Source organism: Mesorhizobium sp. WSM4841, from assembly GCF_055811515.1.
Genome location: NZ_JBVVQC010000003.1, coordinates 113,191 through 130,697 on the forward strand (window position 1 = coordinate 113,191; position 17,507 = coordinate 130,697).

At 59.0% G+C, this 17,507-nt stretch carries 19 protein-coding genes; 9 read left to right on the forward strand and 10 right to left on the reverse strand.

What is annotated here, in order from left to right:
* Positions 1-5: 5 nt before the first annotated feature.
* From AC0L14_RS04430 to AC0L14_RS04440, 3 genes are read right to left on the reverse strand one after another with little or no spacing between them, the layout of a single operon-like run.
* On the reverse strand, positions 6-1,064 hold the full coding sequence (locus AC0L14_RS04430; RefSeq protein ID WP_473527604.1) for an aromatic/alkene monooxygenase hydroxylase subunit beta: 1,059 nt from the start codon (positions 1,062-1,064) through the stop codon (positions 6-8).
* A gap of 50 nt (positions 1,065-1,114) precedes the next feature.
* Positions 1,115-2,176: a 2Fe-2S iron-sulfur cluster-binding protein gene (locus tag AC0L14_RS04435; protein WP_473527605.1), complete on the reverse strand. Its 1,062-nt coding sequence runs from the start codon at positions 2,174-2,176 to the stop codon at positions 1,115-1,117.
* Between the two features lie 50 nt (positions 2,177-2,226).
* The gene (locus tag AC0L14_RS04440; protein ID WP_473748751.1) at positions 2,227-3,900 is read right to left on the reverse strand and encodes an aromatic/alkene/methane monooxygenase hydroxylase/oxygenase subunit alpha; all 1,674 of its coding nucleotides are present in this window, start codon (positions 3,898-3,900) and stop codon (positions 2,227-2,229) included.
* Positions 3,901-4,473: 573 nt separating this feature from the next.
* On the opposite strand from AC0L14_RS04440, the gene AC0L14_RS04445 reads away from it, so the two are divergent.
* The 3 genes from AC0L14_RS04445 to AC0L14_RS04455 are packed head-to-tail and all read left to right on the forward strand — an operon-like array spanning position 4,474 to position 6,615.
* Positions 4,474-5,292 (forward strand): hypothetical protein, encoded by an 819-nt coding sequence (locus tag AC0L14_RS04445; protein ID WP_473748752.1) that lies wholly within the window; start codon positions 4,474-4,476, stop codon positions 5,290-5,292.
* Positions 5,289-6,416: a WD40 repeat domain-containing protein gene (locus tag AC0L14_RS04450; protein WP_473748753.1), complete on the forward strand. Its 1,128-nt coding sequence runs from the start codon at positions 5,289-5,291 to the stop codon at positions 6,414-6,416. Before AC0L14_RS04445 ends, AC0L14_RS04450 begins: the two co-directional genes overlap by 4 nt.
* Before the next feature lie 25 nt (positions 6,417-6,441).
* Positions 6,442-6,615 (forward strand): hypothetical protein, encoded by a 174-nt coding sequence (locus tag AC0L14_RS04455; protein WP_473489244.1) that lies wholly within the window; start codon positions 6,442-6,444, stop codon positions 6,613-6,615.
* Positions 6,616-7,100: 485 nt separating this feature from the next.
* On the opposite strand, the gene AC0L14_RS04460 is transcribed toward AC0L14_RS04455, so the two are convergent.
* Positions 7,101-7,343: a hypothetical protein gene (locus AC0L14_RS04460; RefSeq protein WP_258116479.1), complete on the reverse strand. Its 243-nt coding sequence runs from the start codon at positions 7,341-7,343 to the stop codon at positions 7,101-7,103.
* A gap of 453 nt (positions 7,344-7,796) precedes the next feature.
* Here AC0L14_RS04460 and AC0L14_RS04465 point away from each other — a divergent pair, with 453 nt between their 5' ends.
* A complete protein-coding gene (locus AC0L14_RS04465; RefSeq protein ID WP_123150589.1) occupies positions 7,797-8,144 on the forward strand; it encodes a low affinity iron permease family protein in 348 nt (115 codons plus the stop codon).
* Between the two features lie 15 nt (positions 8,145-8,159).
* Here AC0L14_RS04465 and AC0L14_RS04470 read toward each other — a convergent pair whose 3' ends face one another.
* Both AC0L14_RS04470 and AC0L14_RS04475 read right to left on the reverse strand, forming a co-directional pair.
* The gene (locus AC0L14_RS04470) at positions 8,160-8,318 is read right to left on the reverse strand and encodes a hypothetical protein (RefSeq protein ID WP_473527610.1); all 159 of its coding nucleotides are present in this window, start codon (positions 8,316-8,318) and stop codon (positions 8,160-8,162) included.
* Positions 8,319-8,934: 616 nt separating this feature from the next.
* Complete coding sequence (locus tag AC0L14_RS04475; protein ID WP_473489241.1) at positions 8,935-9,240, reverse strand: hypothetical protein; 306 nt, start codon at positions 9,238-9,240, stop codon at positions 8,935-8,937.
* Between the two features lie 254 nt (positions 9,241-9,494).
* Between AC0L14_RS04475 and AC0L14_RS04480 the strand changes: the two genes are divergently transcribed.
* Complete coding sequence (locus tag AC0L14_RS04480; protein ID WP_192357035.1) at positions 9,495-9,731, forward strand: hypothetical protein; 237 nt, start codon at positions 9,495-9,497, stop codon at positions 9,729-9,731.
* A gap of 530 nt (positions 9,732-10,261) precedes the next feature.
* Here AC0L14_RS04480 and AC0L14_RS04485 read toward each other — a convergent pair.
* Both AC0L14_RS04485 and AC0L14_RS04490 read right to left on the reverse strand, forming a co-directional pair.
* The gene (locus AC0L14_RS04485) at positions 10,262-10,564 is read right to left on the reverse strand and encodes a DUF982 domain-containing protein (RefSeq protein ID WP_473489240.1); all 303 of its coding nucleotides are present in this window, start codon (positions 10,562-10,564) and stop codon (positions 10,262-10,264) included.
* Between the two features lie 441 nt (positions 10,565-11,005).
* Entirely contained in the window at positions 11,006-11,302 is a 297-nt protein-coding gene (locus AC0L14_RS04490; protein WP_473748754.1) for a hypothetical protein, read from the reverse strand.
* Between the two features lie 810 nt (positions 11,303-12,112).
* Here AC0L14_RS04490 and AC0L14_RS04495 point away from each other — a divergent pair.
* Together AC0L14_RS04495 and AC0L14_RS04500 are read left to right on the forward strand one after the other, a co-directional pair.
* On the forward strand, positions 12,113-12,790 hold the full coding sequence (locus tag AC0L14_RS04495) for a DUF1236 domain-containing protein (protein ID WP_473748755.1): 678 nt from the start codon (positions 12,113-12,115) through the stop codon (positions 12,788-12,790).
* Between the two features lie 1,202 nt (positions 12,791-13,992).
* On the forward strand, positions 13,993-14,148 hold the full coding sequence (locus AC0L14_RS04500; RefSeq protein WP_245319513.1) for a hypothetical protein: 156 nt from the start codon (positions 13,993-13,995) through the stop codon (positions 14,146-14,148).
* 33 nt (positions 14,149-14,181) lie between these two features.
* On the opposite strand, the gene AC0L14_RS04505 is transcribed toward AC0L14_RS04500, so the two are convergent.
* Both AC0L14_RS04505 and AC0L14_RS04510 read right to left on the reverse strand, forming a co-directional pair.
* On the reverse strand, positions 14,182-14,856 hold the full coding sequence (locus tag AC0L14_RS04505) for a LuxR C-terminal-related transcriptional regulator (RefSeq protein ID WP_473527615.1): 675 nt from the start codon (positions 14,854-14,856) through the stop codon (positions 14,182-14,184).
* On the reverse strand, positions 14,856-16,259 hold the full coding sequence (locus tag AC0L14_RS04510) for a sensor histidine kinase (protein WP_473748867.1): 1,404 nt from the start codon (positions 16,257-16,259) through the stop codon (positions 14,856-14,858). The genes AC0L14_RS04505 and AC0L14_RS04510 overlap by 1 nt, the downstream gene beginning before the upstream one ends.
* A 256-nt stretch (positions 16,260-16,515) precedes the next feature.
* Between AC0L14_RS04510 and AC0L14_RS04515 the strand changes: the two genes are divergently transcribed.
* Together AC0L14_RS04515 and AC0L14_RS04520 are read left to right on the forward strand one after the other, a co-directional pair.
* Positions 16,516-16,776, forward strand: coding sequence for a hypothetical protein (locus tag AC0L14_RS04515; protein ID WP_473748756.1), 261 nt, complete (start codon positions 16,516-16,518; stop codon positions 16,774-16,776).
* A gap of 293 nt (positions 16,777-17,069) precedes the next feature.
* Complete coding sequence (locus AC0L14_RS04520) at positions 17,070-17,369, forward strand: DUF1236 domain-containing protein (protein ID WP_123150565.1); 300 nt, start codon at positions 17,070-17,072, stop codon at positions 17,367-17,369.
* Positions 17,370-17,507: the final 138 nt, after the last annotated feature.

Here is a 17,507-nt window from a genome sequence, read left to right on the forward strand (position 1 = left end):
CTGTGTCAGCGCTTGAGGCCGAGTTCGCCGAGGATCTGGCCAATCCGTTCCTCGGATTTGGCGCGGACATCCGCGAACGCGACTGGCTTGGAATGCGGCATCGACCAGATCGGCTGCAGGCCGATGGCTGCCTTGTCGGCGAGCGCGCCGTGTTTCTTGACCCAGCCCTGGAAGAGCTTCTTGTTCGTCGCGCCGTGTTTCTCATCGTTGGCGAGCAAGTGCATGAGGTCGATCGTGTTGGCGAGGTTGCGCTCGTAGTCGGCCTCGGCCGCCGAGATCACTGCAGGCGTGATGAAGTCATGGTTGGCGGCGGCGATCTGCATCAGGAACCCTGAGCGGAATGCTTCCCCGACCAGCGGTTCGAAGACGATGTTGATGGCGAAATACTGTTCGAGATAGTCGGTCGCGCCCATGATGGTCTCGACCGCTTCGCGGGTGCCCTGCCAGTTCTTGTCTTCGAGCCAGCTCCTCTTGCCGAGTTCGTCGTCCCAGCCGGAAAGGTCCATGCCGATCTCGGCAAGGTAGAGCGTAATGTCCTGCGCAAGCCGGAGCTTGTAGGACGAGTTGGTCAACGTCGCGTTGTTGATCATCTGGGTATAGCCGTAGCGCTGTGCCTGCATCAGCGAGGTGCCGAGCCCGAATTCGGCATGTTTCCACGCGCCGAGCTGCGTCTGCAGGATCTTGACCCAGGCTTTGTCGAAAGTCTTGGGCGCGCCCGATTTGCGGGCATTGTTGATGACGCTCTGCACCATCGTCTCGATCTTCGACTGACGCTGGTAGTGCGTACGCTCCCATTCCTGGTCCGGAGCGCGGAAGGCATGCCAGTTGGAGCTCTGCGCGGCGGTGTTCTGCTTGACATAGGCGCCCTTGCCGTCGGCAAAGGAGATGATCCAGTCCTGGATCAGGTAACGCTCGGGATCGGGCTGCACGTCGACCGTCATGTCCTCGTAGTGGGTCGCACGCTGGCCCTTCGGGTCGAAATACCGGTACTTCCGGCTGTCGGAGTCGGCAAAGAGCGCCGCGCCGGCGGCTCCGGATCCGACTGAACTCGAGGTAGCTGGCATAGTCTTCACTCCCTTGTTGCAGTTGTGGTTACAGTTGCGTGGCCGCCCTCTTAGTGGGCCGGCGTTGCACCTGCCGATGTGGTGAACTTGTCGAAGAAGATCCGCTCCGTCTCGAACCCATTCATGAACAGAACCGGCTGAAGCGCATCGATCATTGGCGGCGGACCACAGGCATGAACGTCGCCCTGCCCGTCGACCGCCAGTTGCTTGAGCTTGGCGTCGACACTCTGGTGTACGAAACCGCGCTCGCCTTGCCATTCAGCGTCGTCATTCGCGTGCGACAGCACGGGAATGAAGGTGACGTCGGAATGATTGCCGACGAGTTCAGCGATCCTGTCGAGATAGAACAGGTCGTTGCGGGTGCGGGCGCCGTAGAAGAAATAGACCGGACGTTTCTCGCCACTCTTCAGATGGTCGTTTAGGATCGACCAGATCGGTGACATGCCCGATCCGGCTCCAACCAGGATCAGGGGTCCTTGCCGTTCGTCGCGGCGGAAGCAGGTTCCGTAAGGTCCGACGACGGTGACCTCTGCTCCGGCCTTGATGCCTCCGCAATCGAGTTCTCCGGAGAACTTTCCCTCAGGGTATTTTTTGATGATGAAGGAGAGTTCTTGGGTTTGGTCCGGCGTATTTGCCATGGAGAACGAGCGCGTAATCGTCTCCCCTTTTTGCGTGGTAACCGTGATGTCGACATATTGCCCCGCCCAGAACTTTATCGGCGAGCCGAGTTCGATCTCGATGCCGCGAATGTCGTGGGTCAGGTGCTCGATCCGAGCAATCCTGCCCTTGAACGTCTTCACAGCGATCGCTTTCGCCAAAATCTCCTCGTCGTAGTTGAGAAGCTCGACTTCCAGATCGGAGTAGGCGATGCAGCGGCACAAAAGGACGTGGCCGCTCTCCTTCTCCATGTCGTTCAGCGCGAAGGTCGAGTATTTGAGCATGTCGACTTCGCCGTCGAGCAACACGCTCTTGCAGGCTGAGCATTGCCCTTCCTTGCAGCCGTGCGGCAGCGCGATGCCCTGGCGGAACGCGGCGTTGAGCACCGTTTCGCCATTTTCGACATCGAATTCGACGCCGACCGGGCTAAGCCTGACCGTGTGGGTTTCCGACATACGGACCTCCAGTAAGAGAAGGGGCGGGACGAACCCGCCCCTTGGCCTGATCAGTTGCAGGGATTGATCGTGAAGCCGGCCCGGTATTCCGCCAGGTGCTTCTCACGGTCCGCGGGCGACATGGCACGCAGCGCGTTGAGCGGCGATCCGAGCTTGTTGCCTCGCACGTCGTCCAGCGTCCACATCTCCGTGTCGTCGAAGCGCATATGCGGCTGCGGGACGAGCGTCTTGCCGTCAGAGCGGACGAAGTTCAGGTCCTTGATCGCATCGGCCAGATCCCAGCCGTCATAGAGCGTCTCCCACTCGCGCTTGCCGCTGAAGCGGCCCATCGCGGGCGTCGGCCGGCCCTGATACTCGTCGGCGAACGCCACGGTGGCAGTCCATTTGTCGAGTTCGTGGGCGAAGGTGTGCAGCTGGCCGTCGATCTCGCCGACAACCATATCCTCACGGATCAGGCAGGGAACGAGGCAGGACCAGCAGCGGTGCGGATAGACGTAACCGACGTCGCTGTTGAACAGCAGCACCTTCTCGCCCTTGTGGCTGAGCTTGGCGTACCATTTCCAGAAGTCGCCGAATTCGGCGTACCAGCCCGGATACTTGTGCTCGAACCACTCGAAGTCCTTGTCGGTCTGGGCTTCGATCCGCCAGAAGTTGACCGGCCAGCCGACCGCGAAGAACTGTCCGACCTTGTGGACATAATTCTTCTTGGTAATGCGTTCCCAGGCCGCCTGGACGTCGTCGTGATGGACCTTGATGCCGTATTTCTCGAGCGGCAGCATGTAGGTGCGGTAGTAGTCCTCGTAGATCCAGCGGTGCCACATTTCCCCGTAGGACTCCTTGTTCTTGTCGCGGTTGGTGGTGCCGTATTCGATGAAGGTGCCGATGGCCGCGTCGACGATCGCGTGGTTCTGCCAGAAGGCGTAGCGAAGGTCGCGCTCGAGCAAGAGGTGATTTTCCGGCTCCTTGAGCGCCGCCATCAGCAGCGAATGGCCATTGCCGATATGCCGGCTCTCATCGGACTGCACCGACAGGAAGACGGTGGGTAGCGCATAGTCGCCGTTGCGGGCAGCTTCCGAAGGCATGGCGACGAACAGCGTGTTGGTGAAGGCGGTCTCGGCGACCACGGTCAGGTACATGCAGGCGGCGGTCATGGTGTCGCCGGTGATGAAGCCTTCCGCGAACTGCCGGCCGATAGTCGTGGCGTAGCATTTTCCGAAGGCTTCCTCGGTGATGTCGAAGCCGGCCGGATCGATGTAGTTCTCCATGTACCATTTCTTCAAATTCATCTGGATCGTCGAGTGACGGAACTCGTCGATCATCTGCATGGTGAAGCCGGTCCTGAGCTCCTCGCCGGGCGCGATGCGGGCGACCATCGCCATCGATCGAGCGGCGGAGATTTCCGGGAAGGGAATGATGGCCAGGAAGAGCTTCATCCATTCGACCCACCGCGGCTCGACGTTGCGGAACATGTCACCGCGCAACGCCGCATCGAGCGCGCCATATACGCGGTTGTCCTTCTCTTCCTGCATGGGGAAATAGGACCGCAGGACCTGCTTCATCGGGTCTCGCGGCGTCTTGTTGATCTTATAGTCTGTCGGAAACGTCATCGCTTCCTGGACGTAGGAAGGATTCCAGCCGAGATCGGCAATCTTCTTGGTTGCCTCGCCCACGGAGATTCCGCGTTGCGAGGTAATCTTGTTGAGCGTCAGAGACGTCATGGTCATAAGCCTCCACCAGGTTTGAGCCGCAGGTTCCTTGACCCCCGGCATGAAGCGGCGCACAGCGCCGCTAGTGAGAGTGCGAACGGCACGACAAAGGGCTGCGCATTCAGGCGCGACTCATGGTTCGGCCGTTCAAGTGGATCGCGGCAAAGGTTCTAGAGGCGTCTGGCAGGGATCCTCGGCGCCAATCGCATTTGCGATGGGGCGTATCGAAGCGGACGCGACTGGTCCCTGCTTCCTCCGTTCCTTCGTTCTTTTGGCACCGCGTCAAAAAGCGCGATGGGCTTCTTATGGAAGTGTACAAAGCAAGCGCCGTGCCAATTTGAAAACAGCGCCCGTGGCTGGCGCTCAAAACAAAATCGCCGCTCTTTCGGCATATGAGCTGATAGCCAACTGTAACGTTCTTTTACAGTTGTAACGTGCGCCTGTAATATTTAATATCTATTCGCAATTGCGATATATCAAGTTAGCATTCGCAGCAAATTTGAAAAACAAACATCATCTATTTTATTCTTCTCCTTTCTCTACTATTTGAAGGCGATGGCTCACGGACGGGCCTCGCACTGGAGAAAAACCGTGGCGAACGACAAAGACAGCCGGAGGCAGCCCGAGCCGATGTCCAGCGAGGCCGATGGCGTCACCGGCGATCTTGTCAGGCTGATGCCCCGTGATCTGGTCTTTGTCATGCGCTTCATGGGCGAGAGCCAACATCGCCTCCAGAGCCACTTCCAGGATTTCATCCGGGCCGAGCTTGCCGCCGGCGGCGTCACCACGGAAACCCATCCGATGATCCATCTGTTCATCGAGAACCATGCGATCCTCTTGCGCGACTTCGTGTTTTCCGGCGTTTCGCTGTCGCGCCAGTTCCGCGTCGACGAGATCGAGCACCTCACCGGCGATACGACATCGATGATCCGCGTCGACATCTGGGATCAGCTCAAGAGCCACATTGAAACGGCTGAAAAACAATTCCATTCGCAGGCCGGCACGTTGCCCAAATTGCTGTCAGCTTTTGAAAAACCGCACGGACCGATGGCTGGAAGCGAAAAATGGCAGGAGGATCCGATGGGGCAACCTGACTGGCGTGACGCTCTGCTCGCTCGCCGGCTCGATCTGATCGCCAATGTCTCCGCGCTTACTGCCGAGGCGCTGCGGCTAAATCAGAAGCGCGCCGGCATCGAGATGGATGTGTTGCGCCTGGAACTCGAAATCGGCAGGAGCGGCGCGAACGCGCAACTGGTGCAGGACTTGCATGAAGCGGAGGAGAGAGCCGCGGCAATCATGCTCGCATGTGCGGCTTGCGAGGAGCGCATCGTCGCCGCGGAAGCCGACGTCGAGGACGTCGACCGCAGCCTCGCGGCACCGGATGAGAATTACGATGGGAGCCAGCCATGAACCAGTACGCGATACAGAACCTGACCTTGTTCGACCTGCTGGCGCGGAGCTGGCGTCGCCCGTCGGCGATCGCCGATCTGCGCTTCAGCACCGATGACTTGACAGTCGCCTTCACGTGCATGGACGGAACGGTCGCAATAGCCACGGTCGCGGACCAGGAGCCGCCGGAGTCGCGGATCAGAGTGAGCGGCGATCTCGGCCAGACGACGATCCGCCCAAGGGAAAAGTTACCAGCGCCATTGATTGCCACTGCTGCATTAGGAGATGGCGATATCCCGCTCGCCAGCTACCTTCGGTCCAGCTTCCTCGTCGGAACAGCGGCCGGCGAGGCGGTGCATCTGACCGCGGACGGCAGCGTGATGGAGACGCTGGTCAAGATCGACGGACCGATCGTCGCTATCGACCACAGCCCCCAGACGGCAATGACCGCCGTCAGCAACGGGCAGGATGTCTTCCTGTCACGCGGCCACGGCGACGCGTTGAGACTGCGACATGGTGCGGCACCGTCCACGGACGCGCTTGCCTTTTCGCCGGGTGGACGGCGCCTCGCTTATGGTCTGGAGGACGGATTATCGATTTGGATTGTCGAAGGCGACGCGACCTTGATAAGCGATATCAGTTTTTCAGCGCGCCCCGTGTCGATCCGCTGGAGTGGCGACGGCACCTGGCTGGCCTGCGGGCTCGAAACCGGAGGCTTTGCTTTGGTCAGCGTGACCGATGGCCGAGCTGACATCGTCGAAGGATTTCCATCGCCGGTCCGGACAGTATGCTGGAGCCTGCCGGAGAATGCGCTGTTCACATCGGGCGCATTCCGGATCGCCGGCTGGTCAATGACCGCCCCGCCGCTTCACGGCGATGCCTCCGGCGCGTTGGAGACTGGCCGCGCCGGGCTGGTGCCGGTCGAGACGGTGGCTGCGCACCCGGAAAAGAAACTGATTGCAGCCGGCTATACCAATGGCCGGATCACCATAGCCCAGATCGGCGCGCGGGACGAACTGCTGGTCAGATCCTTGGGCGGTGAGATCGCGGCGCTTGCCTGGTCGGGCGACGGACGGCACCTGGCGGTAGGTTCGGTAGACGGCACCGCCGCGATCGTCACTTTTCCCGCGCAGATGTTCAAATAGTGGTTGCATGCAAAAGGAGGAAAAGATGCAAACGGAATCCACACCCGAGGACGAGAGCAAGGACGAATTTTTCGAACGGCTCGCCAACCTGTCGGAAGAAATGGTGGCCAAGCATGGCAAGGATTTCAGTATGGGCGCATTGGTGCTCGCCGCCCGCTGGATCGCCGAAAACCGCGTCGGCCAGTTGAAAACGAACTAGGGTTCGGATCGCAGGCAGGTGCTTCATAGAACGACAAGGCGTTCGAAGGAACTAACACTGCGACACGCTCTTGAATCGCCAGGCTTCCGCCGCCTGGGTACCGGATGTCGATTGCTAGGGCGTCACCCGCTTTGCTGCGCATGAAAGATCAGTAGCGCGGCATACAGCGGATCGTGGATACACCGACGAAGATCGGTTGGGGTGGCCAGTCGACAAATGTCGACGACAAGATCGCCCTGTCCCCACCGCCCCTGGGAAAACTCTTGCGATTCACGCGCAAAGAAGCGGCTTTAAACCAAATCAATCTCGCGTCAGACTTTTTCATGAGGGGGAATTCGCTGGCGGGCGACGATCCTATTCATGGCCAGCTCAATCGTGCCGCTGTCGGTCTCCAGTTCGAGCAGTTCGATCAACGGCACGGCCGATAGCAGTGTGGTGTCGGCGTAAGGCTGCGGAATTAGCGTCGAGCGCCGTTGTTGCTCCGGCTACCAGCCCAAAGTGATTATCTGGGAAAGCTCGGCGATGTCGCCATAGATCATCGAACCCTTGACGAGAAAACACTTGTCACCGAGGACTTCGAAGAGTGAGCTTGACGCGGTGCAAACCGGCAGGTTCTTCGAATTGGCGTACGTCCCGAGGGGTGCGGTTTCGACCTTACGGTCCGCGGCTTCGGCATAGCCGACGCTGATCGCGAGGATAGCGATAGCAATGAGAGTTGTCTTGCTCATATTCAGCCCCTAGAGCCAGCGGGCTTCTTGGGCAGCAAAACCGGGCTGCCGTCCCTGGCCTTGCCATGGTCGCGCTATGCATCAAAGTAGCACCGGCCCATATGGGCTTCATCCATCGATTGGATGAAGCGGGCTCATCTATATTAGCCAACGCTTGACGATGCCGCTTGCCGCTCCAAAATCTTCTGCATGGCGCGGGGAATTGGCATTGGTGACGGGGTGGTGATAACGGCCACGGCGCGAAAGTAAGTCACCGAGGACGCGTCAGCGTCGCAATTCCGGGCGAAGCCACTGGATGCCCGGGCAGAGGTCACGATCGGCAGATCAAGCCCGATGCAGAGCACTTTTTAGGGTGCCCCATATGCGACCAGGACCCTCGACATGCGCGATCTTGGTCACTACTCCCCGGACCGCCAGCCGCTATCCTATGGAGATACATAGGAGGCCTTGCACATGGCAAACCACCAGGTCCGAAGCACTATCACCCACATTGGCACGCTGACGTCGCGCCCGCAGGCATTTCTGATCTTTTTTGCCTATGCCGGCCTCTGGCTAATCTTCGATCGGGATAGCCTCGATTGGCACGCCATTGCGACACTGGCGACGTGGGCGATGACGTTGTTCATCCAGCGCGCCGAGCATCGCGATACGCAGGCGCTGCACGCCAAACTGGACGAACTGCTTCGCGCGGCCAGTGAGGCCGACAGCGAGACCGCGACGGTCGACAAGAAAGAACCAGAGGAAATCGAGGTCCAACGCGAGTGGAAACAGCAAGGCGATTCACCAAAGCGAACACGATGAATACCGATCGGCAGGTCACGCAGCATCGTTATCGGTCGCAACCAAATAATACCGGAAGTGATTGCGGATGTGCTCGTTGAAATTTTGGCCCTTGGCAAACGCGGCTTTGAACTCGGCGAAGGTCTTCGCCGGCACATCCTCAACTCGTGCCGTTTGTTGCTGGCGACGATCCATACCGAGATCTCGATAGCTGGAGGCAACCGAGGGCGCACTCAACTCCATTGCTGGTGAAATAAAATCGGCCGATCGGACCTCATTCAGATCGTGCTGCGCGAGTGGCTTGACACCAATGCTTATTTGCCGGTGCGGTCGATCGACGAGGAAAGCGAGACGGACAGCAGCGCGTAGGCTGGGATGCGACCGGTACGTAGAAGACCCGCCGCTATATTAGCGAAGCGACGGGCTTCCACCGCATTCCCCCACACCTGACCATGCAATTGCGGTGCCAGATGTATTGACCCATTGCGGGGCACCTTATGGCTTCTACACAGCGGAATTATCGCCACGTACTTCGTTCGCATGTTTCAATTCCATTAGCTTGAGCGCATCTATTCGCCAGCCAGGCGAGCACCCCAAAGGCTCGCTGGTCAGGCCCAGCGGCCTCCAGCTGCCAGTCCCCCTCGCAACCAAGCCGCTGGGCCGTCCCCGCTGACCCCATCGCCGCCGGCCGGCGCTCTACAGGCAATTTACCCCGACGCCCCCCAAGTGGCGCCGGCCGCAAGCGACTGACAATCGCTCACCAAATCAAAGCGGGGCTGTAGGTTGCGGACCTTTCCCCTGAACGCGTCCTTCAGCCGCCGTTAGCAGGTGCTGCCGGAGCGGGCGCGGCTGGGGCAGGTGCGGCTGGGGCAGGTGCGGCCGGCTCTGCCGGAGCGGGCGCGGCTGGCGCTTCGACCTTGGGCGCTTCGACCGTGGGTGCTTCAACCTTGGGCGCTTCAATCTTTACATCGAGGTCCTTTCCGTCGCCCCCGCCCGGGATGTTGATAACGCCGGTGAACAACAGCAGGATCACGATTGCGATAATTGCGAGAACGACGGCGACAGCAGTGCCGCCGCCATTTCCGCCTGAGTTAACAACCGTTGGACCGTCAGCCATGGCCACCTCTCCTATCTCTGAATTATCACTGGTCGGCAAATGGGACCGGCGGTACTTAGTTCCGCCGCAGGGCTATGGTCCCACATGCGGTAAGACTGAAGTCGTTGCGTCATAGACAGAGGGCTGAGAGCCGGCAACCAAGACCTTACCAATGCATTTGGATTGGGCCGCCGAGCAAAGTCCCTTCATCGGTGGCTCACCGGGTGCTCGCTGTTTGTCCCCCATCGGCGGGCACCCTAACAGGGGAAAGAACTGTGACCCTTATCCAGAGCAGACAGAATGTCGATGAGGTCGCAAGCCGACCCGCAAATGACAATCAAACTCCTAACCCAACAGATTTCTCGGTGGTTGATCTCATTTCGTCGAGCGACGATGAGGTCGCTGCCATTGTCAGGCGAGCAGAGAACCTGGCCCTTGCCGTTATTATAGTAATGGCGATCTTCCTGATCCTTGCACCGGTGGTCTTCATTGCCATGAGGTATGGGATCTGAGATGTCCCGCTTTAGCCCTCGTCCCAGAAATCCTGCAGCGAAGCGTGCCGAAGTTCGTCCTCGCCCCTGAGATACTTCACACGGGCTTTGATTCCTGGTTTGACCCACTGCGTCGCCGGCCGCTTTGGCATGTCCTTGGGCCGTGGCCCAGCATGTTCCTGGACGCGCTTCCAAAGCCGCTCCCGACGCCAAGGGGGGAGCGTGCTGAAGGTAAAGCCCATCGAAGCAAATAACGTCGGAAGAGAAAGCCTCGGAGGCATAGAGGAGCGCCGCTATCGGCAGGCCCGGCCAACTTCCGCGATCACGCCATAATCAATCTGGCGAACTTCTTCCTTCGTTGCGAACCCCAACGCCGCTTGGCCGGCGCCAATCTAGGCAACCCCACCTCCCCCGCTCCCAGCGGCGCTGGCCATCTTTTCGCTAATGCATATCGCGCAAAAGTGCGCAGCGGTTTTGCGATAACGACATGCATAAAAACAAGAACCTAAAGCGCGTCGCAAACGCCACGCGCTTTAGGGTAACTACATCGGTTACGCCATCACGCCACCACGACCGGTTTTCGGTGCCGTCATCCAGGGTATAGCTGCAGAGACGTCCTCGAGGATCTTGGCCGATCTGGCGAAGCCGGCGAAAGCCTCGCGTGCAACTGAAATGGGGACTTGGCCATCATAGGCGCGCTGGCAAGCTCGGAGCGCCGTGTCAAAGATTGGCCCTCTGCGATTCTTCGGCCATTCCTGCAGGAACTCGAAAGCATCAGCCAAGCATTCGATTTCCTCCACCGTGAACTCCCCTTTCCTGACGAAAACAGGCCGGGCGAAAGTCCTGTCGTTCATTACAACCTCCATTCAACTGAACGAGTGTTTGAGCTTCCACGAGAGCCGTGAGCGACGGCTGCGGGAAAATATGTGAAGAGCACTTTTTGCTGTCAAGGAAGGACCAATTCTTAACTGAAGCAAAACTCATCGCAGGATTGAGGCCGCATGCGGAATGTCGCTGTGTACCGCTGCAACCTGCAGCCGAGGGCGCTTTGAACTCCATTGCTCCCGATGAAAACCGAACACTCGCAAAGACCGCCCGGCGGCACCATAGGCGGCCCGGAAAGACCGTGACAACAGCAGAAAGCCCGCGCCCTCGGGGAGAGGACGCGGGCTAATCGGGGCCACCGATCTCGCAGCATTTGTATGGGGGACAATACTACGCTGCTGGCACTAAACTTTCGTCGCAGGACAGTGTTCCATCCTCAACGGAAAAAAACCGCAGGTTTGTGTTCGCCGCTATAGAAACTCCTCCCAACGAAGGACCGCGTACACTGCCCCGCCCACCATCGAGAGTACAGAAAGAACCAGGAGCAAGGCGACCGGGTATGGCTCGCTGACGACGGCGTCAGCTTCGTCCTGTTTCTCGTTCAAATTCTCGTTTCGATCGCCCTTCCTGATGACGCTGCGACCAAGCCCAGTTTTGCCCTGGGTCTCTGTCGAAATCTTGGTGGCGATATCCCATGCGATCACCGGATCATCGGGCAGATGCCTCTGAAGCCATTCAGGGAGACTGCGACCAGTGTTCTTGTCCATTTCGCGAACAAGTCTTCTGCTTTGAACTATGTCCAACTTGCTAATGTAATTTTAGCTTTCGGCAGTTTTTAAGGCAAGATGGCCCGGTCCGACCATTTTCGGCTGCTTTCGGTTTCAAGGCTCAGTAGCAACGCCCTGGTCCTTGGACCGCTTCAGCAGCGCACGCGACGCCTGCACCAAGCGTTGTGACAGGGCCAGTGTGTAGCGAAGGTCCTCAACCAGCGCCCTTCCGTGTTCGACGGTCCGCCGAACGCGCGTCGCACGGATCTTGTTGGTTTCCCAAATAGATTCTTCCACGTTTTCTGACTTTCCAAGGCTGCGTCTGCGACGGAGCGTTGGCCTTCGATTTTACATTATCTGCGTAAGAACATGCTGTGCTGATTACAACAAGTTCTAGCACAGACAAAAAAAGCCCGCCGTACCTGCAGGTGCGACGGGGCGATCAAGCGGTCACCAAGCACGGCTTGCTGGGATGTGCCCGGTGCGCGCGGACCGGGAAAAAACCTACGCGCGCCGGCTGCCCGGCGTCTACCAACCGGCGGTTGGAAGAGATTTGTCAGCAGCGAGGCGCGGATCTTTCAATCTCCACCCCTACCAGGACGTCGCGTGGGCCGAACAAAGGAACCCGCACCTCTGCTGGAACAAAGACACAAGCCCTATTCGGCGCGCACCATGGCTCAGTACGGCGCGCCTGGGTGCGGACTGTTCCAACAGGCTCCGATAGCTTCCGCCCGGTCAATTCGCCTGGAACAAAACTTTTTAGAGGTGGTTTTCCCCGTGAAGGGACGGACTTTTCGAAGGAGATGTCTCGTGAAAAAAGTTCTGATCACCAGTATGCTGGCCATCGGCGTTGGCTGTGGTGCAGCATTCGCTCAGGAACAGCAGCCGGCCCAAAGCCAGTCGGGCGCCGATTGCCCGGCCGGCACGGCCGGTTGCCCGGAAGGTACGATGGGCGAACAGTCCCAAGGTAAGGCCGGCGTCACCACCGAGGAGCAGGATCAAGGCAAGGCGAAGATGCAGATCGATGAGCAAGCCCAGGGCAAAGCCGGCGTAACCACCGAGCAGCAGACCCAAGGCGAGGCTGGCGCCACAACCGACCAACAGGCGCAGGACAAGACCAAGGTCCAGACCGAGCAGCAGACCCAGGGCGAGGCCGGTGCCACTACCGAGCAGCAGACTCAGGGCACGACCTCTACCCAGCCACAGGATGAGACTTCGACCGGCGCGATCAGCAATGTGACCGTTGAACAGAAAACGGAAATCACCCAAATCCTCAAGCAGGAAAAGGTCGAACCGGTTGCCAGCGTCGATTTTGACATCTCAGTGGGTGTCGAGGTTCCGCGGCAGAAGGTCAGACTGCGTCGTCTGCCACCGCGAATCGTCGAGATTGTCCCGGCTTACGAATCCTATGAGTATTTCGTGTTGGCTGATGGCCGAATCGTCATCGTCGACCCGGATACGCTCACGATCGTCCTTATTCTGACCTAACGCCCTTGTTCGGAATAAAGGAGGGGTCCGCTGCCCCCACGGCGGACCCTTCAACATGCATTGATTGAAGTTGGAGACCAGTCTCCTGTCATCGAACGGCGACTGCTATTTACGTCGCCAGTACATCCCGCCGTTCAAGCTGGCGGGCTTTTTGCATGCATGCTGGCGGGCTTTTTGCATGCATATTGAGGACCCTTCCGGCCGATACCCCTCGACGGGTGCCCTTCATGCTCAAAAAAAGGCCTGAGATAGGACTTCAGTCTGCCCGCTGGCCGACCATGGGCTGGCGCAAGCAGTGCTTTGGTCCGGGACTGCTATCGCAAAAGCCTGAGATGGGAGAGTTTTCAGGAACCGAGCTCCTGCAGGCGTCGTTGCGATGTCGACCCGTGACAGGAAGGCTGCAATGGACCCCAGCATTCACCAGGCACGTTGGCTGCTTTTTCCGGTGTTTGGCTTGGTGTTCGGGGTCGCAGCCGTCGGGCTTATTATCGGCTGATGGGCCCGATCAATGAAGGCAACACACTTGCGCAGTAATGAGTCCCTTCCTGCGCTAGCGAGACCCACCGGTTTCTCCCCCTGAGACTGGTGGGTCTTGACACCGCCTGATGATGGCGAAAGCGTGATATGGTGCAGAGTACAGAGGATTGGCTCGGGCGAATTCGAAACAGGTAGAAATGCAACGCAGACCGTGACGGTCAGGATATTCTGGCGTGCTATTGGCAAATTCATTGATCACAGACGCGATACGGCCGCAACGCCGGCTCCGTGAGACAAGAGTTCTCGCCAGGATGAATGCGCGGCCTGCGTGCTCTCAATCGCAGCTTAGGCTCAAATCTCTTCGATGGCTTCGCGTCGCCATCTGCCTCACCGCATCGACCTTGGTTCTCGTCGTGAGCCCCTACCGTGTGGCACAGGACGGCCTGTCCCTGACGCTTAGCCCGCAGGCCGCCCAGGCACAAGGGAACTCTGGGAACTCCGGAAACTCTGGGAACTCCGGAAACTCTGGAAACTCCGGGAACGCTGGAAGCCCCGGGAACTCTGGAAACGCTGGAACTCCCGGGAGTTCGAACTCCAATGCCAACGCGGGCAAGGGCAAATCAAAATCATCGATAGGCAGTCCCCCGGCAAATCCAGTTGCCGGGGTAAACCCCGGCAACAAGCCAAAAGTTTATGTCAACGCGACCACTGGAGATCGGATCGAAGTGCGCGGGCCAAGTGTGGGTGTGGTGCATTCCAACGGGCTCAGTGAGCGCATCGACGGTGGCCATTATGAAATGCGGGATGCCATGGGCCGCACCATCATTCGGCGGCAGGCGACGAACTCCGATCGGGCAAGACTGCTCGCCATGATCGAGTGATGGCGAGTTCACAGGCCGCAAGGCTACCTTGCTTCACGCAGGATGGCGGGCAGGCGGATGCTGATGCTCGGTCGCGTCGCGCAGTGTCATCGCGGCTTCGGTTCGGTTGCTCACATTGAGCTTGGCGAGAATTCGCGTCATGTGATGCTTTATGGTTTTCTCGTGCAGGTTCAGCTGAAGACCGATCCGCTTGTTGCTCAATCCCGCGGCAACGAGCGTCAGTATCTCTCTTTCACGATTGGTGAGCTCGGCCAGCACGTCAACTTTCGCGGTCGCGGTTGACTGGATAGACAGGTCGACCAACACGCGCGCCGACAATTGCGGGCAAACATACCGTTCGCCCAACGCCACCGTGCGCAGTATCGCGGCCAAGGTTCTCGACCCGACACCCTTCAGGACATAGCCTCTTGCCCCACTCTGCAAGGCGGTCATGACGTGCTGGTTTTCCTCCGAAACGGTCAGCATCACGATTTTCAGATCCGGGTGCCGCTCCAGAGCCGGTTCGATCGCGCTGAGGCCCCCTCCAGGCACCGAGATGTCCATCAGGAGAATATCGAGCTGCTGGTCTTCCGATATCCGCAAGGCGTCATCTCTACTGCTGCCTTGGGCAACGATCTCGAACCCGCCGATCTGCTCGAGAGTGCGCACGACGCCCTCCCTGAACAGCGGATGGTCGTCGATGATGGCGAGCTTTATGGCCGCTGCCATCACGCCTGTCCTATTTCAACTATGTTGAGAACCATTTTCACCACCGTGCCATTCTGTGAAGATGTTACACTAAATTGGCCGCCGAGGCTTTCTACCCGCTCACGCAGCCCGATGAGCCCCAGCCTTTCAGGGTGGATGATCTTCGGGTCGAAACCTGGGCCGGTGTCGGAAACCTCGATAGAAACGCGCTCCCCGTCGAAATGTTTCGCGACCGATTGACCGGCACCCCCGGCGTGGCGGAAGCCATTGTTCAGCGCCTCCTGAATGAAGCGAAAGATGCAGATCTTGGCCGCTGGTGACAAGGGTGCGTGCCCCCCGGTCATGGACAGCATCACTTTGACGCCGGTTCGCTCTTCGTGCGCTCGCACGGCAAGCTCGAGGATTTCCGTCAACTCGGCATTCTCGACATGCGGCAGCATAAGGCCCTTGCTGACATTCCTGATTTCTCGCATCGCATCGTCCAAATTGGCTTTGACTGCCTGCAATTCCCGTGCGCGCGCCGCAGCCGGCGTGGCAGAATCGGCAAGCACGGGGCTGTCGATCCCCAGCGCCGCGAGGGCAACCAGTTGCGCCGGCCCGTCGTGCAGGTCCGCGCCGATCCGCCTGAGGTAACGTTCGTTAAGCGCCGTGGCGCGCTGCGAGGCACGCTGCACCCGCAGTCTCAACATTCTGTTTTGAACAACCAGATCGGAAAGCTCGGCAATGCGCTGCTTCAATGAGCGGCTCTGGGAACGAATCGTGCGGCTGCCACGAAAAACGATCGCCGAGAGCCCGAGGAAGAAAATAGCGGTGACCGCTGCGACATCGAACCAGGTCCGAACGAGTGCCTGCCGGAGGTCCTTTTCAAAATCGGTGGCGATCTCGTCGAATTCCAAAACAGCCACGACTTCGCCCGACCACGGCTGAAGCATCGGATTAAAGATTTCAAGAAGATGCAAGCCGCTGTCCCTCTCAGCCTGGTTATCATAGTGCCTGTCCAATTCAGCAACTATGTCGCCTGCGAATGCGGCCCGGAGATTGTCGCTGAGTGGAAAGCGCTTCCCGACCAAATTTTTATTGGTTGAATAGAGGATGGTGCCGTCGCGGCGCCAGAGCTTGAAGGATTCGAGCCTTGTGCCGAGTGCGCCTTGTCCCAGCGTTTCATCCAGCGCGTGGGCAACGCTCTCATCGAGCACTTCGCTCCTGCGCATGTCGGGGAGCAGCGGCGCGATAACGCTGTCGACGTAAAGAGCGGTCGCAGAAGCCGAGTTCCGGGTGACCGCGGCTTCTATCTGGCTTGTCACGGAAATTCCCACCACGATCATCGCCGACAGCGAGAATAGCCCGCCGGCGAGCAGAAACTGAGTGGCCAGCGACAGTGCATTCCATCGATCGATCAGTCTTGTCGCTCTATATGGCGCCATATCCCCAACGGCCCGGTCGGCGGCGCGTCGCGCCAGCGGCAAGATTCGAGAGAACCGGCCAATCTGTCGTCGAACGACGCTAAGCGACGCCATCTTTGATCTGCAACTGATCAATCGCTAGGGAACTTAGGGCTTTACGGGCTGGACGGAAACCGCACCCGACGGGTTTTTTCGCATAAACTCCACTGCCCTCGTTGAGCGAGGCAGCAAGCCATGACGCGCCAACTCCGATGCTTTCGATCCTTCGGCACAGATAGTGCAACGCCTGATCGCCCGCGCGGCGGAAGATGCGGCGGGTTTTTCACTTCCGGTCGCGCAAGGCTCTCACTGCTTGAGTAAGGGTCATCCGATCGTTGCCGTTCTTTTTGATCAGCTTGCTGACCTGGCTGGGCGAAACGCCATTTTCTCGTGCGAAATGTTCCACCTCGTAATACTCGTCGACCGACAGGCGGTCGTGGTCGAGGAAGTCTCGATTTCACTTGTTGTCGGCCATTTCCTTTCTCCTGGCGAAGCCTAACACGGGGTCTGAATGTCGGTTGGAAACAGGCTGGATGAGGGTGTTAGACACTCCTCTCCTTGAACTCCTCCCATGAACTTGCGGCGAACGAGTGCGAGCGGTCGCGGTTCCGGGCGGATCGATAGCCGGACCCATGCGCGCGGCAGGTCAGACTTAAGTCCAATGGCAAGGCTTCTCGGATCGGACCGAAGCCCAGCCAAGGAACATTTGCAGCGGCCTGATGTTTCGATGAGTCTGGCGCGAAGATGATGCCAAAAGAGCTCAGCTAAAGTCACATCATAAAGGAGGCAACTATGAAAATGCGACTTTCCACTGTAGCCGCGGGGTTTCTACTACTGGCAGGTATAGGCGCCGCTGCCGCTCAGGACGTGATCATCGCGCCTGAGCAGGAGACCGTCATCAGGGAATATGTGGAAAAGCAGCCGCTCGCCTCGGTGAAGATCCCTGGGGTGGAGCTCAATATCGGCTCAACGCTACCCGATACGGTCGAGCTTCATGAAGTTCCCGACGTCGAATACCGCTATGTCGTCGTCGACAATCAGACCGTTATCGTTGATCCAGGCACACGCAAGATCGTCAAAATCATTCGGTGACCTGAGCGAGAGGGAGGAGACGCCCGCCCCGGGGGGCCCCGGGGGGGGGGGGGGGGGGGGGGGGGGGTGAAAATACAACAAAAAGCCACCAATTAAAATAACCCGCCCCCCCCCCCCCCGCCCGGTGCCCGCGGGCCG

Coding starts and splice junctions, on each gene's coding strand:
- AC0L14_RS04475 (WP_473489241.1), bottom strand. CDS start 9,240: ATGGCTGACGGTCCAACGGTTGTTAACTCAGGCGGAAATGGCGGCGGC.
- AC0L14_RS04485 (WP_473489240.1), bottom strand. CDS start 10,564: ATGAACGACAGGACTTTCGCCCGGCCTGTTTTCGTCAGGAAAGGGGAG.
- AC0L14_RS04435 (WP_473527605.1), bottom strand. CDS start 2,176: ATGTCGGAAACCCACACGGTCAGGCTTAGCCCGGTCGGCGTCGAATTC.
- AC0L14_RS04450 (WP_473748753.1), top strand. CDS start 5,289: ATGAACCAGTACGCGATACAGAACCTGACCTTGTTCGACCTGCTGGCG.
- AC0L14_RS04510 (WP_473748867.1), bottom strand. CDS start 16,259: ATGGCGCCATATAGAGCGACAAGACTGATCGATCGATGGAATGCACTG.
- AC0L14_RS04505 (WP_473527615.1), bottom strand. CDS start 14,856: ATGGCAGCGGCCATAAAGCTCGCCATCATCGACGACCATCCGCTGTTC.
- AC0L14_RS04430 (WP_473527604.1), bottom strand. CDS start 1,064: ATGCCAGCTACCTCGAGTTCAGTCGGATCCGGAGCCGCCGGCGCGGCG.
- AC0L14_RS04455 (WP_473489244.1), top strand. CDS start 6,442: ATGCAAACGGAATCCACACCCGAGGACGAGAGCAAGGACGAATTTTTC.
- AC0L14_RS04490 (WP_473748754.1), bottom strand. CDS start 11,302: ATGGACAAGAACACTGGTCGCAGTCTCCCTGAATGGCTTCAGAGGCAT.
- AC0L14_RS04440 (WP_473748751.1), bottom strand. CDS start 3,900: ATGACCATGACGTCTCTGACGCTCAACAAGATTACCTCGCAACGCGGA.
- AC0L14_RS04470 (WP_473527610.1), bottom strand. CDS start 8,318: ATGGATCGTCGCCAGCAACAAACGGCACGAGTTGAGGATGTGCCGGCG.
- AC0L14_RS04520 (WP_123150565.1), top strand. CDS start 17,070: ATGAAAATGCGACTTTCCACTGTAGCCGCGGGGTTTCTACTACTGGCA.
- AC0L14_RS04465 (WP_123150589.1), top strand. CDS start 7,797: ATGGCAAACCACCAGGTCCGAAGCACTATCACCCACATTGGCACGCTG.
- AC0L14_RS04460 (WP_258116479.1), bottom strand. CDS start 7,343: ATGAGCAAGACAACTCTCATTGCTATCGCTATCCTCGCGATCAGCGTC.